The 16,528-nt window shown below is 66.8% G+C and carries 22 protein-coding genes, 1 tRNA gene and 1 other RNA gene; 9 read left to right on the forward strand and 15 right to left on the reverse strand.

Going from position 1 to position 16,528, the window contains the following annotated elements; genetic code table 11:
• Positions 1–6: 6 nt before the first annotated feature.
• The 6 genes from MO1_RS02610 to smpB all read left to right on the forward strand — a co-directional run bounded on the left by MO1_RS02610 (position 7) and on the right by smpB (position 4,570).
• A complete protein-coding gene (locus MO1_RS02610; protein WP_060915158.1) occupies positions 7–654 on the forward strand; it encodes a class F sortase in 648 nt (215 codons plus the stop codon).
• On the forward strand, positions 651–1,235 hold the full coding sequence (locus tag MO1_RS02615) for an RNA polymerase sigma factor (RefSeq protein WP_036309342.1): 585 nt from the start codon (positions 651–653) through the stop codon (positions 1,233–1,235). The genes MO1_RS02610 and MO1_RS02615 overlap by 4 nt, the downstream gene beginning before the upstream one ends.
• Entirely contained in the window at positions 1,222–1,980 is a 759-nt protein-coding gene (locus tag MO1_RS02620) for an anti-sigma factor (protein ID WP_036309340.1), read from the forward strand. The genes MO1_RS02615 and MO1_RS02620 overlap by 14 nt, the downstream gene beginning before the upstream one ends.
• Before the next feature lie 57 nt (positions 1,981–2,037).
• Positions 2,038–3,117, forward strand: a complete 1,080-nt coding sequence (gene ftsE / locus MO1_RS02625; RefSeq protein WP_036309338.1) for a cell division ATP-binding protein FtsE — start codon at positions 2,038–2,040, stop codon at positions 3,115–3,117.
• Complete coding sequence (gene ftsX / locus MO1_RS02630) at positions 3,114–4,028, forward strand: permease-like cell division protein FtsX (protein ID WP_036309336.1); 915 nt, start codon at positions 3,114–3,116, stop codon at positions 4,026–4,028. The genes ftsE and ftsX overlap by 4 nt, the downstream gene beginning before the upstream one ends.
• A gap of 65 nt (positions 4,029–4,093) precedes the next feature.
• Positions 4,094–4,570 carry an SsrA-binding protein SmpB gene (smpB, locus tag MO1_RS02635; RefSeq protein ID WP_036309334.1) on the forward strand — a complete coding sequence of 159 codons (477 nt, stop codon included), beginning with the start codon at positions 4,094–4,096 and terminating at the stop codon, positions 4,568–4,570.
• A gap of 3 nt (positions 4,571–4,573) precedes the next feature.
• Here smpB and MO1_RS02640 read toward each other — a convergent pair whose 3' ends face one another.
• Entirely contained in the window at positions 4,574–4,783 is a 210-nt protein-coding gene (locus tag MO1_RS02640; RefSeq protein WP_036309332.1) for a putative acetyltransferase, read from the reverse strand.
• A complete protein-coding gene (locus MO1_RS02645; protein ID WP_036309330.1) occupies positions 4,777–6,246 on the reverse strand; it encodes an SDR family NAD(P)-dependent oxidoreductase in 1,470 nt (489 codons plus the stop codon). The genes MO1_RS02640 and MO1_RS02645 overlap by 7 nt, the downstream gene beginning before the upstream one ends.
• Before the next feature lie 38 nt (positions 6,247–6,284).
• On the opposite strand from MO1_RS02645, the gene MO1_RS02650 reads away from it, so the two are divergent.
• Positions 6,285–6,695 (forward strand): NUDIX hydrolase, encoded by a 411-nt coding sequence (locus MO1_RS02650; protein WP_036309329.1) that lies wholly within the window; start codon positions 6,285–6,287, stop codon positions 6,693–6,695.
• Between the two features lie 102 nt (positions 6,696–6,797).
• Positions 6,798–7,169: a transfer-messenger RNA gene (gene ssrA / locus MO1_RS02655) on the forward strand.
• Between the two features lie 60 nt (positions 7,170–7,229).
• Here ssrA and MO1_RS02660 read toward each other — a convergent pair.
• Complete coding sequence (locus MO1_RS02660; protein WP_060915159.1) at positions 7,230–7,805, reverse strand: hypothetical protein; 576 nt, start codon at positions 7,803–7,805, stop codon at positions 7,230–7,232.
• Complete coding sequence (locus MO1_RS02665; protein ID WP_060915160.1) at positions 7,802–8,626, reverse strand: inositol monophosphatase family protein; 825 nt, start codon at positions 8,624–8,626, stop codon at positions 7,802–7,804. The genes MO1_RS02660 and MO1_RS02665 overlap by 4 nt, the downstream gene beginning before the upstream one ends.
• Before the next feature lie 94 nt (positions 8,627–8,720).
• Here MO1_RS02665 and MO1_RS02670 point away from each other — a divergent pair.
• A tRNA-Lys gene (locus tag MO1_RS02670) sits at positions 8,721–8,793 on the forward strand.
• Positions 8,794–8,858: 65 nt separating this feature from the next.
• Here MO1_RS02670 and corA read toward each other — a convergent pair.
• The 11 genes from corA to MO1_RS02725 form a co-directional block, all read right to left on the reverse strand.
• Positions 8,859–9,857, reverse strand: a complete 999-nt coding sequence (gene corA / locus MO1_RS02675; protein WP_036309323.1) for a magnesium/cobalt transporter CorA — start codon at positions 9,855–9,857, stop codon at positions 8,859–8,861.
• A 57-nt stretch (positions 9,858–9,914) separates the two neighbouring features.
• Entirely contained in the window at positions 9,915–10,295 is a 381-nt protein-coding gene (locus tag MO1_RS02680) for a hypothetical protein (RefSeq protein WP_036309321.1), read from the reverse strand.
• Between the two features lie 24 nt (positions 10,296–10,319).
• Positions 10,320–10,949 (reverse strand): DNA/RNA non-specific endonuclease, encoded by a 630-nt coding sequence (locus tag MO1_RS02685; protein ID WP_036309319.1) that lies wholly within the window; start codon positions 10,947–10,949, stop codon positions 10,320–10,322.
• Entirely contained in the window at positions 10,949–11,650 is a 702-nt protein-coding gene (locus tag MO1_RS02690; protein ID WP_036309487.1) for a WXG100-like domain-containing protein, read from the reverse strand. The genes MO1_RS02685 and MO1_RS02690 overlap by 1 nt, the downstream gene beginning before the upstream one ends.
• 113 nt (positions 11,651–11,763) lie before the next feature.
• Positions 11,764–11,976, reverse strand: coding sequence for a hypervirulence associated TUDOR domain-containing protein (locus tag MO1_RS02695; RefSeq protein WP_060915161.1), 213 nt, complete (start codon positions 11,974–11,976; stop codon positions 11,764–11,766).
• Positions 11,954–12,550 carry a DUF2238 domain-containing protein gene (locus MO1_RS02700; protein ID WP_255209209.1) on the reverse strand — a complete coding sequence of 199 codons (597 nt, stop codon included), beginning with the start codon at positions 12,548–12,550 and terminating at the stop codon, positions 11,954–11,956. Before MO1_RS02700 ends, MO1_RS02695 begins: the two co-directional genes overlap by 23 nt.
• An 11-nt stretch (positions 12,551–12,561) precedes the next feature.
• Complete coding sequence (locus MO1_RS02705) at positions 12,562–13,380, reverse strand: endonuclease/exonuclease/phosphatase family protein (protein WP_060915298.1); 819 nt, start codon at positions 13,378–13,380, stop codon at positions 12,562–12,564.
• Entirely contained in the window at positions 13,377–14,168 is a 792-nt protein-coding gene (locus MO1_RS02710; RefSeq protein ID WP_060915163.1) for a glycosyltransferase family A protein, read from the reverse strand. Before MO1_RS02710 ends, MO1_RS02705 begins: the two co-directional genes overlap by 4 nt.
• A 3-nt stretch (positions 14,169–14,171) precedes the next feature.
• Positions 14,172–15,089, reverse strand: coding sequence for an ABC transporter substrate-binding protein (locus tag MO1_RS02715; protein WP_036309313.1), 918 nt, complete (start codon positions 15,087–15,089; stop codon positions 14,172–14,174).
• Between the two features lie 40 nt (positions 15,090–15,129).
• A complete protein-coding gene (locus MO1_RS02720; protein WP_036309310.1) occupies positions 15,130–15,852 on the reverse strand; it encodes an ABC transporter permease in 723 nt (240 codons plus the stop codon).
• Complete coding sequence (locus MO1_RS02725; RefSeq protein ID WP_060915164.1) at positions 15,849–16,526, reverse strand: ABC transporter permease; 678 nt, start codon at positions 16,524–16,526, stop codon at positions 15,849–15,851. The genes MO1_RS02720 and MO1_RS02725 overlap by 4 nt, the downstream gene beginning before the upstream one ends.
• Between the last annotated feature and the right edge of the window lie 2 nt (positions 16,527–16,528).

Genomic DNA, 16,528 nt, shown 5'->3' on the forward strand with positions numbered 1-16,528 from the left:
ATCAATATGCGCCGCGTACCCGTCATCGCCGTCACTCTGACGGTCATGATGCTCGCGGCTTGCGCGCCGGTCTCGGAGGTGGGCACGATGTCCGCCCCCGAGACCGGCTCCGCCGCGGCCGGGACGGTCCCCCCGACGCCTGCATCCCCCACACCGCAGGCATCCGTCCCGGTCGCGCCGGCGACCCCGCAAGCCGATGCCCCCGCCCCCACCCCCGATCGGCTCGAGCTGCCGTCTCTGGGGGTCGACATGCGCGTCCAGCCGGTAGGGGTCGAGGGAAGCGGTGAGATGCAGATCCCGGAGCGTCCATCCGTAGCAGGCTGGTACCGGTTCGGAATGGCCCCCGCCGACGATCGGGGAACGACGGTCATCGCCGCGCACGTCGACGACCGCGTGTACGGCATCGGTCCGCTCGCCAAGTTGCGGGAGGCCCGCGAAGGCGATGTCGTGACCGTGACGGATGCCGATGGCACGGCGACCGACTACGTCACCGAGTCCGTGACATACATTCCGCGGGCTGAGCTCCCGGTGGAGGAGCTGTTCACCCGAGAGGGTCCCCGGACGCTCGCTGTGATCACGTGCGGTGGTGATTTCGACCAGCAGACCCGTACCTACAGCGATAACGTGGTGCTCATTGCACGGGCACGATCATGAGTCTGACGATCGAGCCCCGGCTCGCTGCACGGAAGGAGCAGGCCGTAGACGACGACATGGAGCTCGCGGAGAGATTCGCGGCAGGCGACGAGAGAGCGGTGAAAGCCATGTACGACCGCTGGTCGCGCATCGTCTACACCCTCGCGGTCCGCTCACTCGGAGACACCACGGAAGCCGAGGATGTCACGCAGCGGACGTTCGTCTCGGCATGGACATCTCACTCGTCTTTCCGGCCCGGCCAGGCTCCGCTCGGGGCGTGGCTCATCACCATCGCGCGCCGGCGCATCGCCGACGCCCATGAAGCGCGGGCCCGGACGGCGAGACTCGAAGAAGCACTGAAGGCGGTCGCGCCGGAGGTTGCCGTCGAGCACGACGTCTCCGACGCGATGCTCGTGGCTGACGAGGTCGCGCAGCTCGAACCCGACGCGCGCGCGGTGTTGGCTCTCGCGTTCTATGAGGATCTGACGCACCAGCAGATCTCCGAGCGGCTCGACATGCCGCTCGGTACCGTGAAAAGCCACATCCGCCGAAGTCTCACCCGCCTGCGAAGCCGATTGGAGGCGCACCATGTCACATCTTGACCCCGAGGTCGCGGCCCTCCTCGCCATGGGGGAGCAGCCGTCGGCTGACGAGAGCCGGCACCTGGATGCCTGTCCCGAATGTTCCGCCGAGGTCTCCTCCTTCTCGAGGGCCGTCGTCGCCGGCCGAGCCACGGGCGAGGGCCAGCCCCTGCTGACCCCGCCGGACCGCGTGTGGGAATCGATCCGCTCCGAACTCTCCCTGCCTGTCGACGAGCCGGCGCGCGGTGCGTCCTCGCTCGCGCCGGCACCGGCGGCATCCGTCGGACCGTCCTCATCGCGCTCGCACCGCGCTCCGCGCGGCCGGCGGATGAGTCGTCGGCCGGTCTTCTTCGTGCTGGCGGCGGCGGGAGCCGCGGTCGTCGCCATCGTCGCCGGTGTCTGGGCCACGGGTGGGATCGTCCCGCGGCCGGAAGTGATCTCCGAAGCGAAGCTCGACGGGTTCCCGTCCTGGGCGGGAGCTGCGGGGGAGGCGCTCTTGGAGCGCGTCGACGGCCACGACCGCGTCGTCGTCGACCTCGACGCCTCCGTTCCGGATGACGGATATCGCGAAGTGTGGCTGCTGACCGCCGACGCGGGCGATCTCGTGAGCATCGGCGTCCTCGATGGTTCGTCGGGCAGCTTCGACATCCCCGACGACATCGATCTGTCGCGCTTCACCGTCGTCGACATCTCGCAAGAGAACGTCGACGGCGACCCGGGACACTCCGGGGACTCGATCGTGCGAGGAACCCTGTCAGCCCCCTGAGTGCCTGGGAGTGTCGCTGACGGATGCCGTCGGCCCGGCGCTTAGGCTCGTGAGGCCATGATCCGGTTCGAAAAGGTTTCCAAGCGTTACCGCGGCACCAGCAAGCCCGCTCTGAGCGACGTCGAATTCGACGTTCAGCGCGGGGAGTTCGTGTTCCTCGTGGGCGCCTCCGGCTCGGGGAAGTCCTCGTGCCTCCGCCTCATCCTCCGAGAGGACACCGCGTCCGACGGGCGTGTGGTCGTGCTCGGTCGAGACGTCCGCGGGCTCAGCACCCGGAAGGTTCCGTACTTCCGCCGTCACATCGGTTCGGTGTTCCAGGACTTCCGCCTGTTGCCCAACAAGACGGTGTTCCAGAACGTCGCCTTCTCCCTGCAGGTCATCGGGTCGAGTCGGGCGTTCATCCAGCAGTCGGTTCCCGAGGCGCTCGCGCTCGTCGGACTCGCCGGCAAGGAGAAGCGCCTGCCGCACGAACTCTCCGGCGGCGAGCAGCAGCGCGTCGCGATCGCCCGCGCGATCGTCAACCGCCCGCAGATTCTCCTCGCCGACGAGCCGACCGGAAACCTCGACCCCGGAACCTCGATCGACATCATGCAGCTCCTCGCCCGGATCAACGCGGGCGGGACGACGGTCGTGATGGCGACCCATGAGGCCGGCTTCGTCGACCAGATGCAGCGCCGCGTCATCGAGCTCAGCGGCGGCGTCGTCGTCCGCGACGAGCGACACGGCGGCTACGGCGATACTTCCGGATTGCCCGTTCTCACTCCGGAGACAGTGAAGGGAGCGGCGGCGACGGCGGCTCTCACAGCCGTCCTCGAACTGCAGAAGCAGATCGCGTCGTCGGGCGACACCGGTCCGGTGGAGCCGTTGCCCGAGCCGGTCGAGCCTCCCGCTCCTCAGCCCGACGCCGTTTTGCCTCCCGTGGCGGTCGTCCGAGACGCGCCCGTCGCGTCGGAGTCCGTCCGGGCCGAGGAGCAGACCTCGGATGCCGGAGCTCCGTCGTCCGAGCCGGACACCGGAACCCGCGGCATCCCGATCACGCCGGCAGACATCGATCTGACCGACATCGACGGACTCGGGGCAGCCGACCGGCTGGGCCTCGGGCGCCGCGACGACGACGAAGTGGGTCCGACAGCATGAGAGTCCGCCTCGTTCTGGGCGAAGCGCTGACAGGTCTTCGCCGCAATGCCTCGATGGTGATCTCGGTCATCCTCGTCACCTTCGTGTCGCTGACCTTCGTCGGCGCCGCAATGCTCATGCAGATGCAGATCGCGAAGATGCAAGGCTACTGGGCCGAGCGCGCCCAGGTAGCGATCTTCATGTGCCGCGACGGCTCCACGCAGACGACCTGCAGCGACGGCGAAGCGACCAAGGAGCAGCTGGCCGCAGTCGCGGACAAGCTGAAGAGTCCCGCTCTGGATGGCATCGTCCGAAGCGTTCGATTCGAGACGCGGGATGAGGCCTACCAGAACGTCCTCGACCTCATGGGTGAGGACTACAAAGACTTCATCACCCCGGCTCAGCTCAACGAGACCTACTGGGTGAACCTGGTCGACCCGACCCAGACCGACGTCATCGATGAGGCCTTCAAGGGCATGGATGGCGTCGAAGAGGTCAAGGACCAGCTGGAGTACTTGCAGCCGCTCTTCTCGGCCCTCACGATCGCCACATACTTCGCGGTCGCGATCGCAGGGTTGATGCTCGTCGCGGCAGTCCTCCTCATTGCGACGACGATCCGATTGTCGGCGTACGCACGGCGCAAAGAGCTCGGGATCATGCGCTTGGTGGGTGCCTCGAACCGGTTCATCCAGACCCCCTTCATCCTCGAGGGTGTTTTCGCCGCCTTCCTCGGGTCGGCGCTCGCGAGCGTGACGATCTGGCTGGGTGTGCAGTACGGAGTACACGGATACCTCGTGAACGAGATCGACTTCGTCACGACCTGGATCGACGGTAGGGATGCAGTCCTCGTCATCCCGGTCGTCGTGGGCCTCGGTCTGGTGCTCGCCGCGCTCTCGGCCAGCTTCGCGATACGCAGATGGCTGCGCACGTAGGCGCAGCGCTCCGTTAGACTGGCAGGCCGGTCGCGCGCGGAGCGTGGCCGCGTCGAGGAGTCATCATGCCCAGGGAACGCGGGGAACAGGTCGTCGCGACCAACCGTCGCGCGCGCCACGAGTACGCCATCGAAAAGACGTATGAGGCGGGTCTCGTCTTGACCGGCACTGAGGTGAAGTCGCTGCGACAGGGGCGTGCGAACCTCAGCGACGGCTACGCGTTCATCGACGGTGGACAGGCTTGGCTCGACGCGGTGCACATCCCCGAGTACTCGCAGGGGCACTGGACGAACCACGCCGCCAAGCGCACCCGCAAGCTGCTGCTGCACAAGGAAGAGATCATCAAGCTGTCCCACGCGGTCGCCGCGGGGGGCTACACCCTGATCCCCTTGAAGCTCTACTTCTCCGACGGTCGCGCGAAGGTCGAGATCGCTGTCGCCAAGGGTAAGCGCGAGTTCGAGAAGCGTCAGACGATCCGCGAGCGCGAAGACAAGCGCGAGGCCGAGCGGGCGATGCGCGGCCGCAACCGCCTGGGCGACTGAGGCTCAGCGGCGCCGCGGCTCGGGCGGCGGGGGCACGGCCTTCGCCGCGATGATCGCCCCACGGGGGATGCGCTCCATCCCACGCTTGCCGTCGACGACCACCACGTCGGACTCTGCGCTCATGAGCTCACCCAAGGCATCCGTCGCGCGACCGTCCGGGAGGAGGTAGCGGACGACGACGCGTGTACCCGGTTCGGGGAGCGAACTCACCATCGGCTTGGTGCGTAGTCCTTGAGGAAGACGCCGAAGACGTCCTCACCGGCTTCGCCCCGCACGATGGGGTCGTACACCCGCGCCGCGCCGTCGACGAGGTCGAGCGGAGCGTGGAATCCCTCTTCAGCGAGTCGTACCTTCGTCGGGTGCGGACGCTCGTCGGTGATCCACCCGGTGTCCACGCTCGTCATCAGGATGCCGTCGGATTCGAACATCTCCCGTGCGCTCGTGCGCGTCAGCATGTTGACGGCAGCCTTGGCCATGTTCGTGTGCGGATGCCCCGGCCCCTTGTAGCCGCGATCGAAGACGCCCTCCATCGCGCTGACGTTGACGATATACGTGCGCCGCGCTGAGCTCGCCGCGAGGGATGGCCGGAGCTTGGAGATGAGAAGGAACGGTGCGGTGGTGTTCGCGAGCTGGACCTCCAGCATCTCGAGAGGATCGACCTCTTCGACCCGCTGAACCCAGGAGTTGGAATGGTCGAGGTCAGGGATCAGCCCGCCCGCATCGATCGCGGTGCCCGCCGCCAGCCGATCGAGCGAGGTCGATCCGGCCGCCATCGCCTCGCGGGTCAGCGTCTCGGCGCGGTCGGCGGCGGCGGCGAGAATCGGGTGCGCACTCACGGATCGTTCCAGCGCTTCAGGGTGCTGGTCGTTCGTGTGGCCGAAGGTGACGAGTGCGGGGAGGGGGCCGTCCGGGAGAGGCGCGAGCTCGGCGTCGACCAGGGGCTGATAGGCGCCGGGGGAACGGCGCACGGTCTGGGTCGCGTTGTTGATGATGATGTCGAGGTGGCCGGCGGCGGCGACATCGTCGGCGAGAGCGATCACCTGTGCCGGGTCGCGTAGATCGATCCCGACGATCTTCAGACGGTCGATCCAGTCCGAGGAGTCGGGGAGGGCGCGGAAACGCCGCACGGCATCGCGCGGGAAACGCGTCGTGATGGTCGTATGTGCGCCGTCTCGGAGGAGGCGGAGCGCGATGTACATGCCGATCTTCGCCCGCCCGCCGGTGAGCAGGGCTCGCCGGCCGGAGAGATCGGTCCGGGCTTCGCGCTTCGCGTGGCTGAGCGCTGCGCACTCGGGGCAGAGCTGGTGGTAGAACGCGTCGACGATCGTGTACGGCTGCTTGCAGATGTAGCAGCCGCGCGCCTTCTTCAGGACCCCTGCGATCGGTGCGGCGGTGCGGGTCGCGATAGGGATGCCGCGGGTCTCATCGTCGATGCGGTCGGGGGCCCCGGTGGCGGTGGCGTGGACGACATCGCGGTCCGCGTTGGCGATCGCCGCACGGATCTCCCGTCGCCGCTCCTTCTTCGCAGCCTTGAACATGGCGGCGGTTGCCTGTCGGACCTCGATGAAGTCGGGGTGGGTCTGCGGCAGGGATGAGAGCTCGGCGAGCACACGGAGAGTCGTGGCAAGATCAGCGGGATCGATCCCCTGGTCGTCGGGGGAGATGTCGGGGAGCACATGCGATTGTACGTCGGGACGCCTGTTAGCGTTTTCGCGTGCTCCCCTCCGACGCCGCATCCGCTCCTTCCATCCGTGTCTCGGCTGCGGTGATCCGAGACGTCGACGGTCGGTTGCTCCTGGTCCGCAAGTCGGGGACGACCGCGTTCATGCAGCCGGGCGGCAAACCTGAGGCCGGTGAGACGCCGGCGGAGACGCTCGTCCGTGAACTCCGAGAAGAGTTGGGTGTCGAGGTCGACCTGGCGGACCTCCGGTCGCTCGGAGTCTTCCGGGCCGACGCCGCGAACGAACCGGGTCACTCCGTCGTAGCCGACGTTTTCGAGGTCTCGATCTCCGACCAGACACCCGTCGCCGCGGCCGAGATCGTGGAAGTCCGCTGGGCTGCACGCGCCGATGCGGAGCGCGTCGAGATCGCCCCGTTGGCAGCGGAGAACTTCCTCGACGGATGAGACGAGTCGGGACGGTGGTAGTCTGGGATGCTCGGACGCCGCGGTGCCCGAAGCATGACAACTCCACAGAGTGACAACGGTCCATGCGCCGCCAGGCGTTGCGGGGATGATCGGTTTCGACATCGCCTGTGACTCTGCGAGAAGCGGGCCGAGGATGCAGGGTTATCTCGTAAACGATCTCTGCGAACCAATAACTGCCAATAAGAAGCAGTCCGACTTCGCCCTCGCTGCGTAAGCAGCTAGCTCGAGTCCGTCAGTCCGTGAGTGATCCCCTCATGGTCCCTGGCGTCATTTAAGGGATCTCGCTGCGCGGCGTCGCCTGAGCGTCACGCGGGACTTTTTCAGGCTGGGCTCGTCGACTCATGTGTCTGTACGAAGTGTCGGGGCCGAGTAGAACGCCATTTACAGACTGCGCCCGGAGAAGACGCCGTCTCTCAGCGATGGACGGGGGTTCGATTCCCCCCATCTCCACGAACCGTTGTCACGGAGCAGAAGCCCCCGATCCGTTCTCGGATCGGGGGCTTCGTCGTTGGCTCACCCGAGGTCGATGAGGTCGAGACCCTGCTTGGTGTCCGACACCTCGACCCACCCCTCACGGAAGAGGTAGGTCATTCCGTACCCCTCGTCATCGACGCGCAGGGCGGATGCAGGGTCCTCGGTGACCAGGACGCCTCGGGAGTCGTCTTCGAGGAGCCAACCTTCCGCTTCGAGCGCTGTCCGTGTAGCGGACGCATCGGCATCGCTGATCGGCGACCACCCGAAGAGCACCAGGTCATCGTTCGTGGGGGAGGTGAAATCACCCCAGGTGCAGGATGTGCCCTGCGGGAGTTCCAGGTCGAGGATCACGAACGGATCCTCGCGGACGGTCCAGCCCGTCGCCGTGAACGTGTCCACGGTCTCGGACGACAGCATGTTCTCGCACGTGACGTCCTCGGGGTCTATCGTCGGCGACGCGACGGGCGGAGCGCCGGGGGCGTCGGGGGAGGCGCTTGCGCCGGGAGCGGTACTCGGGCCCCCCTGAGGAGCGCACCCGGTCGTGAAGGCAGCCGTGGACACGACCGCCGCGAGGACCATCACCGCACGCCGCGAGCGCGCCCGGGGAGCCCTCACGTCTGCAGCATCCCGAGGAACGAGTCATGGAGGATGCCGTTCGTGGCGAGCGACGAACGCGAGTCGAGGCGCTCCGCCCCGTCGATGTCGGTGAAGCGGCCGCCGGCCTCGAGGATGATCGGCACGTGTGCGGCGATGTCGTACTCGCGGACGCCGAACTCCGCCACGAACTCGAGACGGCCCTCCGCGAGCAGCATGTACGGCCACGCGTCCCCGTAGCCGCGGTCGCGCCAGACTGCGCGAGAAAGCCGCAGCAGGTCGTCTGTGCGACCCACGGCATCCCACTGACCGATGCTCTGGAAGCTGATGCTCGACTCTTCTATCGTGGCGACGGTCGAGGCGCGGATAGACCGAGTCGATCCGTCGGGGCCGCAGGTCCAAGCTCCCTCGCCCGTCGCCCCCCACCATCGGCGCGAGATCGCCGGCTGGCTGACGACGCCGACACGGGGGACGCCGTCGATGACGAGAGCGATCAGGGTCGCCCACATCGGAATGCCCTTGAGATAGTTCGCCGTGCCGTCGATGGGGTCGATGATCCACTGACGTCGCGTGTTGCCGCTCGTGCCGTATTCCTCACCGAGAATCCCGTCCGCCGGTTGTTCGCGGGCGAGGAGTTCGCGGATGGCACGCTCGGTCGCCAGATCGGCTTCGGTCACGTGTGTGGCGTCCGCTTTGGTGCTGATCTCGAGATCGGCGGCGTCGAAGCGTTCCATCGAGACGCGGTCCGCGGCATCCGCGAGGCGAAGGGCGAAGGCCAGGTCGTCTCTGAGGTCGCCGTCGTAGGGGGCGTTCCAGTCCGTCGAAGGGGGAGGGGGCGTCACGCCTCCAGGATACGGCGTCCGCCTGGGGCCTCGATTGGCGGAGTACCTGATCGTGATGCTAGTGTTGACCCTCGGTTCGAGTTATTCGAATCACGCACCTCTAGCTCAATCGGCAGAGCAACTGACTCTTAATCAGTGGGTTCTCGGTTCAAGTCCGAGGGGGTGCACGGACGGCCCCGGTCACTCTCGCCAGTGACCGGGGTCTTCTTCTTTTCGAGGAGTGGACGGCCTCTCAGAGCCATCGCTTCTTCTTGAAGATCACGTAGAGGACGACCGAACTGACGACCATCAGTCCGAGCGCCATCGGGTAGCCATAGGTCCAGTGCAGTTCCGGCATATTGTCGAAGTTCATGCCGTAGATCGTTCCGACGAGGGTCGGCCCGAACAGGATCGCCGCCCACCCGGAGATCTTCTTGACCTGCTCGTTCTGTTCGAGCGAGGTGTCGGTCTGACGCTGCGTGACGAGCGTGGAATGCACCGTGAGCGCGTTGTCGAGGATGGATCGGAACGCGACGATGCGCTCGTTGAGGCGGATGACGTGGTCCAGCACGTCCCGGAGCGACCGCTGCAGCTCGATGTCCACCCCGTACTTGTCTGAGCCCTGGAGAAGGCGCTGCAGCATGTCGTCGAGGGGGAGGGTGGACTTGTGAAGGCCGATGACCTCGCGCGCGAGCGCGTAGATTCGCTGCGACAACCCGGCGTCGTCACCGCCGAACAGCTTCTCCTCGATCTCGTCGATGTCGTTCTCGACTCCGGCGAGGACGGGGGCGTACTCGTCGACCACCTGATCGAGGATCGCGTAGAGGATCGCCTCGGGGCCCATCCGGAGGAGTTCGGGCTGCTTCTCCATGCGGGCCCGGACCTGGGCCAGGTCGGGGGAGTCCGCGTGGCGGACGGTCACGACGAAGTCCGGCCCGACGAAGACGTGAAGCTCCCCGAACGCCACCGACTCGTTGGCGTCGTCGTAGTGGGCCGGGCGGAGGACCGCGAACAGGACATCGCCGAAGCGCTCCAGCTTCGCTCGCTGGTGACCGGTCAGGGCGTCTTCCACGGCGAGCGGGTGGAGGGAGAACTCCGAGGCGACAGCAGCGACCTCTTTTTCGGTGGGACGGTACAGGCCGATCCACGCCATGCCCTGGTGGTCGCGCATGTGCTCGAACGTCTCAGTGAGGTTCGCGGGATCCTGGATGCGGCGGCCGTCCACGTACACGGCGTTGTCGACGATGGGCATGCGTCGATTCTCCGCCCTGCAAGATGAGCGGATGCCGCGCGCCGCGCCGCGCGGATCTCAGCCGAGCGTCGGGCGCAACTCCGCCTCGATCGCGTCGAGGTTGGCGGGGGTCACCTTCCACCGGGACGCATCCGAGTCCTCGAAGGTGATCTCGTACGCCTTGACGTCGCGATCGAACTGCACCAGGAACTTGACGGGCAGAGCCTGTCCGTCGGGGTAGCGGTCCGCGAGGTAGGCCTCGACGGCGGGCATGATCTGAGACGGGCGAGCCGTGACCGCAGAGACCGCGCCATCGGGTGAGTACGCGAAACCGGACACGGCGCTGAGTCGGCCCCCGCCCAGGCTGATGACCATCGAGAACGACTTCCAGTCATCCGCCGCGCCGATCATGTGAGTGACGACGGCCCGGATGAGGTCTGCGGTGGGATCGGTGGTCATGTCGCTCCTTGTCGCCCGTCAGCGTCAGGGCATGTCCCGCGAGGGAATGCGGTCAAAGACCTGATCAGGCTGGTTGTAGAAGTGCGGGGTGTTCTGATACCGGACGCGGTTCGTCACCGGGTCGGTGACCGTGTAGACGACTTCGAACGTATCAGGGACGGTCGCGCCGGGCGGGTACACATCGATGGTGTAGTCGATCTGATAGCCCTTGGAGGTCCAGTCCGCCCATTCGTTCTCCATCGTCTTCCAGGCGCCTCGGTTGAGGTTCGCGATCTGCGGGACGATACCCGGGTTCGGTGTGTCGCCGAAGAAGCGGTGGGCGCCCAGGTGCCCGCCGTCGTAGCCTCCGTCGCCGAGCCGTCCGATGTCCGTGGCGTTGTCGCCGCGCGTCGAACTGCCGAAGTCTTCTCGGATGTGTCCGTACTCGGTGATGGGACGGTTCGTCTGGGGGTCGTAGACGGTGACCTTGGCGTTGCCGTTGCGGGTCGTGACGACCGCGTCGTTGAAGTTGTCCTCGTCGCGGACGCGGCGAACGATCGTGTCGAGATGGCCGTCCATGTTGTCGGCGAGCTGGTGCAGCTTGTCTTTCATGCGGCCAGCACCCGTGATGACCGCTTGGCGGGCTTCGCGGAAGACGGGCTTCAGTGCGCTCATCAGGAATCGCCTCCGAAATCGAGCGCGGAGAAATCCGCGAAGAACGTCGTCGTGATGCTCTGGATGTCGGCGCCGTGGAGCTTCATATCCGACCGAGCGGACTCGAGCGCCGCGAGATCGGCGTGGAATTCGTCCGAGTCGCCAGCCGCGCCTTCGACGAGGGGTGCGTCGAGGACGGCGTCGATGATGGCGGGCAGTTCTTCGGACAGGGGCTCGATCACGGCCGGAGCGAGCTGCATGAGGAGTTGCTCGACGGCGATGTCCACCGCGGCGTTGAGGAGCTTCTTCTTGATGAGGAGCATGGGGCCCGCGCCGGCAGCGGTGATCGGGTTGGTCAGCATCGCCACCAGTGTGATGAGCGTCGACGACACATCGACGATGACCTTCATCTTGAGAGCGAAGATGGCCTCCGCCCCGATGTCCATGGCGACGGCTGCCGGGGGCATGAGGTCGACCAGTTTCTGCAGATTCTGGGAGCGGTTCGCCGTCCATGCTCCGACTGTTGCGGGACCTGTCTGGCCCTGAATCGCTGCGCTCACGTCGTTGTTGACCTTGCGGTCGACGGATTGGATGACCTCTTCGAGGTCGGAGCCCAGGTTGCGGAGGAGGTCGGCGCCCTTTCGCACCTCATCCTCGTCGATGTCCGGCCAATCGAATCCGAGCTTCTCCATGACCCATACGAGGTCATTCGGCAACATCATCCCCATCGCGCACCTCCTGGGGAAAGAGTACGAACGACGCGGGCTCGAGGGAATGGGGAGAAGTCCCCACCGGATGCCGCCGCCGGGTTCGGAGCCCGCAGCGGCATCCGGCGTCAGGACGACAGCTTGTTCAGCGCCGACCCTTTGTGAGCAGCCTGGGCCCCCGTCTTCTCCGACTCGACGATGAACGCGGGTTCCTCCGTGGAGGCGGTGAAGTGCTGTCCATCGAACGTGAAGTCGCTGGTCTTGCGCTCCGTGACTGTGCCCTGGGTGCGCCCCTGGGACGTGTTCCAGCTGACGCGGTCACCCTTCTTCAGATCTGCCATGCTCTTCCTTCCTGTTCGCCGCGACGAGCGCGGTCCGGCTGAGGGGGATGCCGGCGGTCAGGACGCCTGCCAGCAACGCACCGAGCCCACCGATGGACATGTCCCCGATCGTGTCGCGGTAGGTGACGAAGATGTCGGGCGCGAGGAAGGTCTTGCCCAGCCACTCGATCATCTCCCACACGGCACTGATCGCGAGGCCGATGGTCGGGACGAGGACGACGGTGCTCCGGCGAGTGCCCGGCGAGGCGACGACGTCGAATCGCCGGAGGAGCAGCAGCGCCATCGCCGCGATGACTCCCGTGGCGACGAAGTGGACCACCAAGTCCCACCACGCGATCGTCCGGTAGAGATCGAGGACGTTGCTCCAGGCGGCCACCGTCACTGTCGCGCCGAAGAGGACATCGAACCCAGGGCGTGAACCGATCAGTCGCGGCACCAGGAGGGCCGGGAGAGCGAGCGCGAGGATGCCGGCATCCGTCGCCGTCGACCAGATGAAGGCTGCCAGCACGCTCAGCAGGCCGAGGGTGCGGATGCCGTCGGCCGCCCACTCCGTGACGGTGGTCGGTGGACGCAAGAAGTCGTTCCTCACTGCGGCACCTCTATCACGGCGTGGACGGCCAGGTGGTCGGACGGCGCGACACCATCCTCGAGTCGGGCATCGATGCCGATGCGTTCCACGGCGATGTCGGTCGTGACCAGAATCCAGTCGATACGCGCACCGAATCGCACCGGTGGCCGATAGCCCGCATAGGTGCCGTACGGCGGGGTGACGCGCTCTGCCGCCACAGCCCACGCGTCGAGCAAGAGGTCGCTTCTCTGCAATGCAGCGAGGGCCGGCGAGCCCGCGCCCGCGTTCAGATCTCCCATCACGACGGTGGGAAGGCCCGTTCGCCGGACTTCCCGGCGAACGGCTTCGGCTCCTCGGATACGTGATCGCGAGGAGAACGGGTCGAGATGCGTGTTGATGACGGCGAGGTCACTGCGCGTCCGGCGGTCGCGGAACACTCCCACGACCATCGCACGAGGAAGAGGATTGCCCCAGGAGCGGGACCCCGCCTCATCCGGGGAGTCCGACAGGGCGAGCTGTCGGCCCTCGAGGAGCTCCAGGCGAGTCTGGTCGAAGAAGATCGGGCACCCCTCTCCCTGTCCTCGGCGTCGCCGGCCCGCACCGATCCGGGCGTAGGAGGGCCCGAGAGCGCGACGTATGTCGAGCGCGGGAGCGGGGAGGACCTCCTGCGCGCCGAGGAGGCTGGGTGACTCCCGCGAGAGCACCTGCATCATCGCTGGCCGGCGACGGTCCCAACGGTCGACGGATCGAGTCAGCAGTCGAGGGAGCGGGCGGCGCACGTTGAACGTCGCCACGTGAAGCAGGTCGTCATCGACGTCGCCCAGAACACTGCTCATCCGGTCGGCTCCGACGGCGTGATGCGGCGCGCCGTACGGCGCCGGGTGAGCCGGGCCCACCGGAGCGGCGGGAAATCGGCGGGCCAGTGGCGGACGACCGTCCGGCGGCCACGGTCCACCCGCTGGAGGAACGCCGAGGCGGAGGAGAACGGGCGCATCGAGATCCCCATTGCTGCTGCGGGGACGAATCTGATCCGGTGGCGTTCTCCCAGGTGGAAGGAAAGGTCGAGATCGTCGTGGATCTCGGGGTCGTCACGGTGAACCGTCGCGCTCACGCGCTGCCAGGCATCCCGACGCATACCCAGATTCGAGCCGAAGAGCGGTAGGTGGCCGAGCGTCGGGGTGAGCACGAGCGCGTAGACGCCGAGGTACGCGGCGGCGAGCGTCGATCGGAGAGTGCGCGGGCCGTCGATGAACCGCGCGCCGCCAGCGAAGACATCGACGTCCGGGCGCCGTCCGGCGAACGTCCGCATGGTCCCCACCCACGTTGCGGCGGGAAGGCAGTCTGCGTCGAGACGGAGGATCAGTTCTCCGGCGGCAGCGTCGTAGCCGACGGCGGCCGCGGCAGGGATGCCGGGGCGTTCACACGCGAGGACAATTGCTCCGCCCTCGCGGGCCACACGGGCGGAATCGTCCTGTGAGCCGTTGTCGACCACGATGATCTCGTCTGCCGGTTCGGTCTGAAGCGCGAGGGCCCGCAGGCACCGCCGGAGTCCGGCCGCATCGTCCTTCACGGGGATGACGACGGTGACGGATCCGGCGGTCGGCCGCGGGCCCTCAGCTGTCATGGGTCAGCCGAGGTTGTCGGCGATCCACTTCTTCGCGATGTCCTCCGAGGAGCGCTGGTCGACGGTCGACTCGACGTTCATGGCAACGAGCTCTTCGGGGCTCATCGCCGCGCTGACCTTGTTGATGACGCCCGCGATCTCGTCTGCCTTGTCGGCGTTCGCGATGGGCACGACGTTCGAGGCGAGGAACAGACCCTTGGGGTCCTTCAGGGTCACCAGGTCCTTCGTCTTGATGGCGGGGTCCGCGCTGTAGACGTTGGCGACCTGGATGTTGCCGGCGACGAGCTCGTCGACCGTCGTGTCGGCGGTGGCCTCGAACTTCGCGGTGACGCCGTAGACCTTCTCCAAGTCGGTGAAGTACGGACGCTTCTCGAGCTCCGGTGCTCCGCCGAACGTCAATCCCGTGATGCCGGCGAGGTCGCCGATCTCGGTGAGGTTGTTCTTCTTCGCGAAGGCAGCCGTGACGTTGTACGAGTCCTGGTCGGTCGCCGGCGAGTAGTCGAGCGCCTTCAGGTTGTCGGGAAGGGCCTTCTCGAGCGCCGCGTAGACATCGTCGGCCGTGGTCGCCTTGGCGTCCTTGTCGAAGTACTGCAGCAGGTTGCCGGTGTACTCGGGGAACAGATCGATAGAGCCGTCTTCGAGCGAGGGCATGTAGGCGTCGCGCTGGCCGATGGAGAAGTTCCGCTCGACCGTGAACCCGTCTCCTTCGAGCGCCTGCGCGTAGATCTCGGCGATGATCTCGTTTGACGGGTAGGCCTGCGAGCCGACGACGATCGTCTTCGACGTCTCGCCGCCATTGCCGCCGTTGTTGTTCGAGCCGCTGCCCTGGAGGGAGTCGCTCGAGCCGCAGGCGGACAGGGCGAAGACGGCGACGGCGGCGAGGCCGACGGTGGGCAGGATGCGGTTGCGTGTGATGGACATGGATGCCTCCGGATGGGGTGGTGGTCAGGATGCCTGGGGCTCAGGCGGTGGGTACGGACGTGCGCCGGGTGCGGCGACGCGCGGAAGGAAAGTTCTGGACGGCGACGCCCCGGGGGACGACGACGCGCTGGAACACGGCGAACAACCCGTCGAGGGCGAGCGCGAGGACGACGACGACGATGGACGCGCCGAGGATCTGCGATGCATCCCGGGTCTGAATGCCCTGGATGAGTGAGAAGCCCAAACCGCCGAGGCCGACGTAGGCGGCGATGGTGACGGTAGCGACCACCTGCAGGACGGCAGAGCGGATGCCTCCGATCAGAAGCGGCAGTCCGAGGGGGATCTCGATCTTCCACAACACCTGCAGGGGCGTCATCCCGACCGCTCGTCCCGCCTCGATCGTTGACCGGTTGATCGCCTCGATGCCGGCATATGCGCCGGCCAGGATCGATGGGATGGCGAGGAGGACGAAGGCCACGAACGCAGCCTGTTCTTTGAAGTTCACGCCGATAACGAGGTAGAGAAGGACGACGAGTCCGAGCGAGGGGAGCGACCGGGCGGCTCCGGAGAGGAAGACGGCGATCTCGCGTCCCTTACCCGTGTGTCCGATGGCCCACCCCGCCGGGACGGCGATCGCTGCCGCGATGGCGACCGACCCGAACGTGAAGCCGAGATGCTGCACGATCGCCTCCCACAGCGGGAGGTAGCCGGTCGAGCGGTCGGGGGAGAATATCCACGCGAAGGCCTCGAGGAAGACGTTCATGCGGTCACCTCCTGTACCTGTGCGCGCTCACGCGGGGTGCGGATGCGGCGGGTCCACGGCATCAGAGCGCGGCCGGCGAGGACGAGGATGAGGTCGATCAGCAGGGCGATGATCACGACGGCGAGGACCCCCGAGAGCACCTCCGGGATGATCCGTCGCTGGGAGCCGTTCGTGAACAGGTACCCGAGGTTCTGGACACCGATCAGCGCGCCGACGGTGGCCAAGGAGATCGTCGAGACGGCCGTGACACGCAGGCCGGCGAGCATCACGGGACCCGCCAATGGGAAATCGACCGTCCAGAACCGGCGAACCGGCCCGAAACCGACGGCTACGGCGGCGCCTCGGACCGCGGCGTCCACCGATGCCAAACCGTCGGTGACCGATCGAGTCATGATCGCCACGGCGTAGATCGTGAGCGCGACGACGAGGTTCGTCTCCGAGAGGAGGCCGATACCCGTGGTCGCACTGATGAGCGCGAACAGCCCGAAGGACGGGATCGTGTAGAGGATGCCGACGACACCGAGCAGCGTTCCGCGCAGACGTGTGAAGCGGAACGCGGCCCAACCGAAGGGGATCGCGATCACGAAGCCGAGAACGATCGCGATGGCGCTCTGGCGAAGGTGAGCGAGCGTCAGCCGCCCGATCAGGTCGAGGTTGTCGAGCACCCAGTTCATCG

The sequence above is a fragment of the Microbacterium oleivorans NBRC 103075 genome (genome assembly GCF_001552475.1).
Lineage (GTDB): Bacteria > Actinomycetota > Actinomycetes > Actinomycetales > Microbacteriaceae > Microbacterium > Microbacterium oleivorans.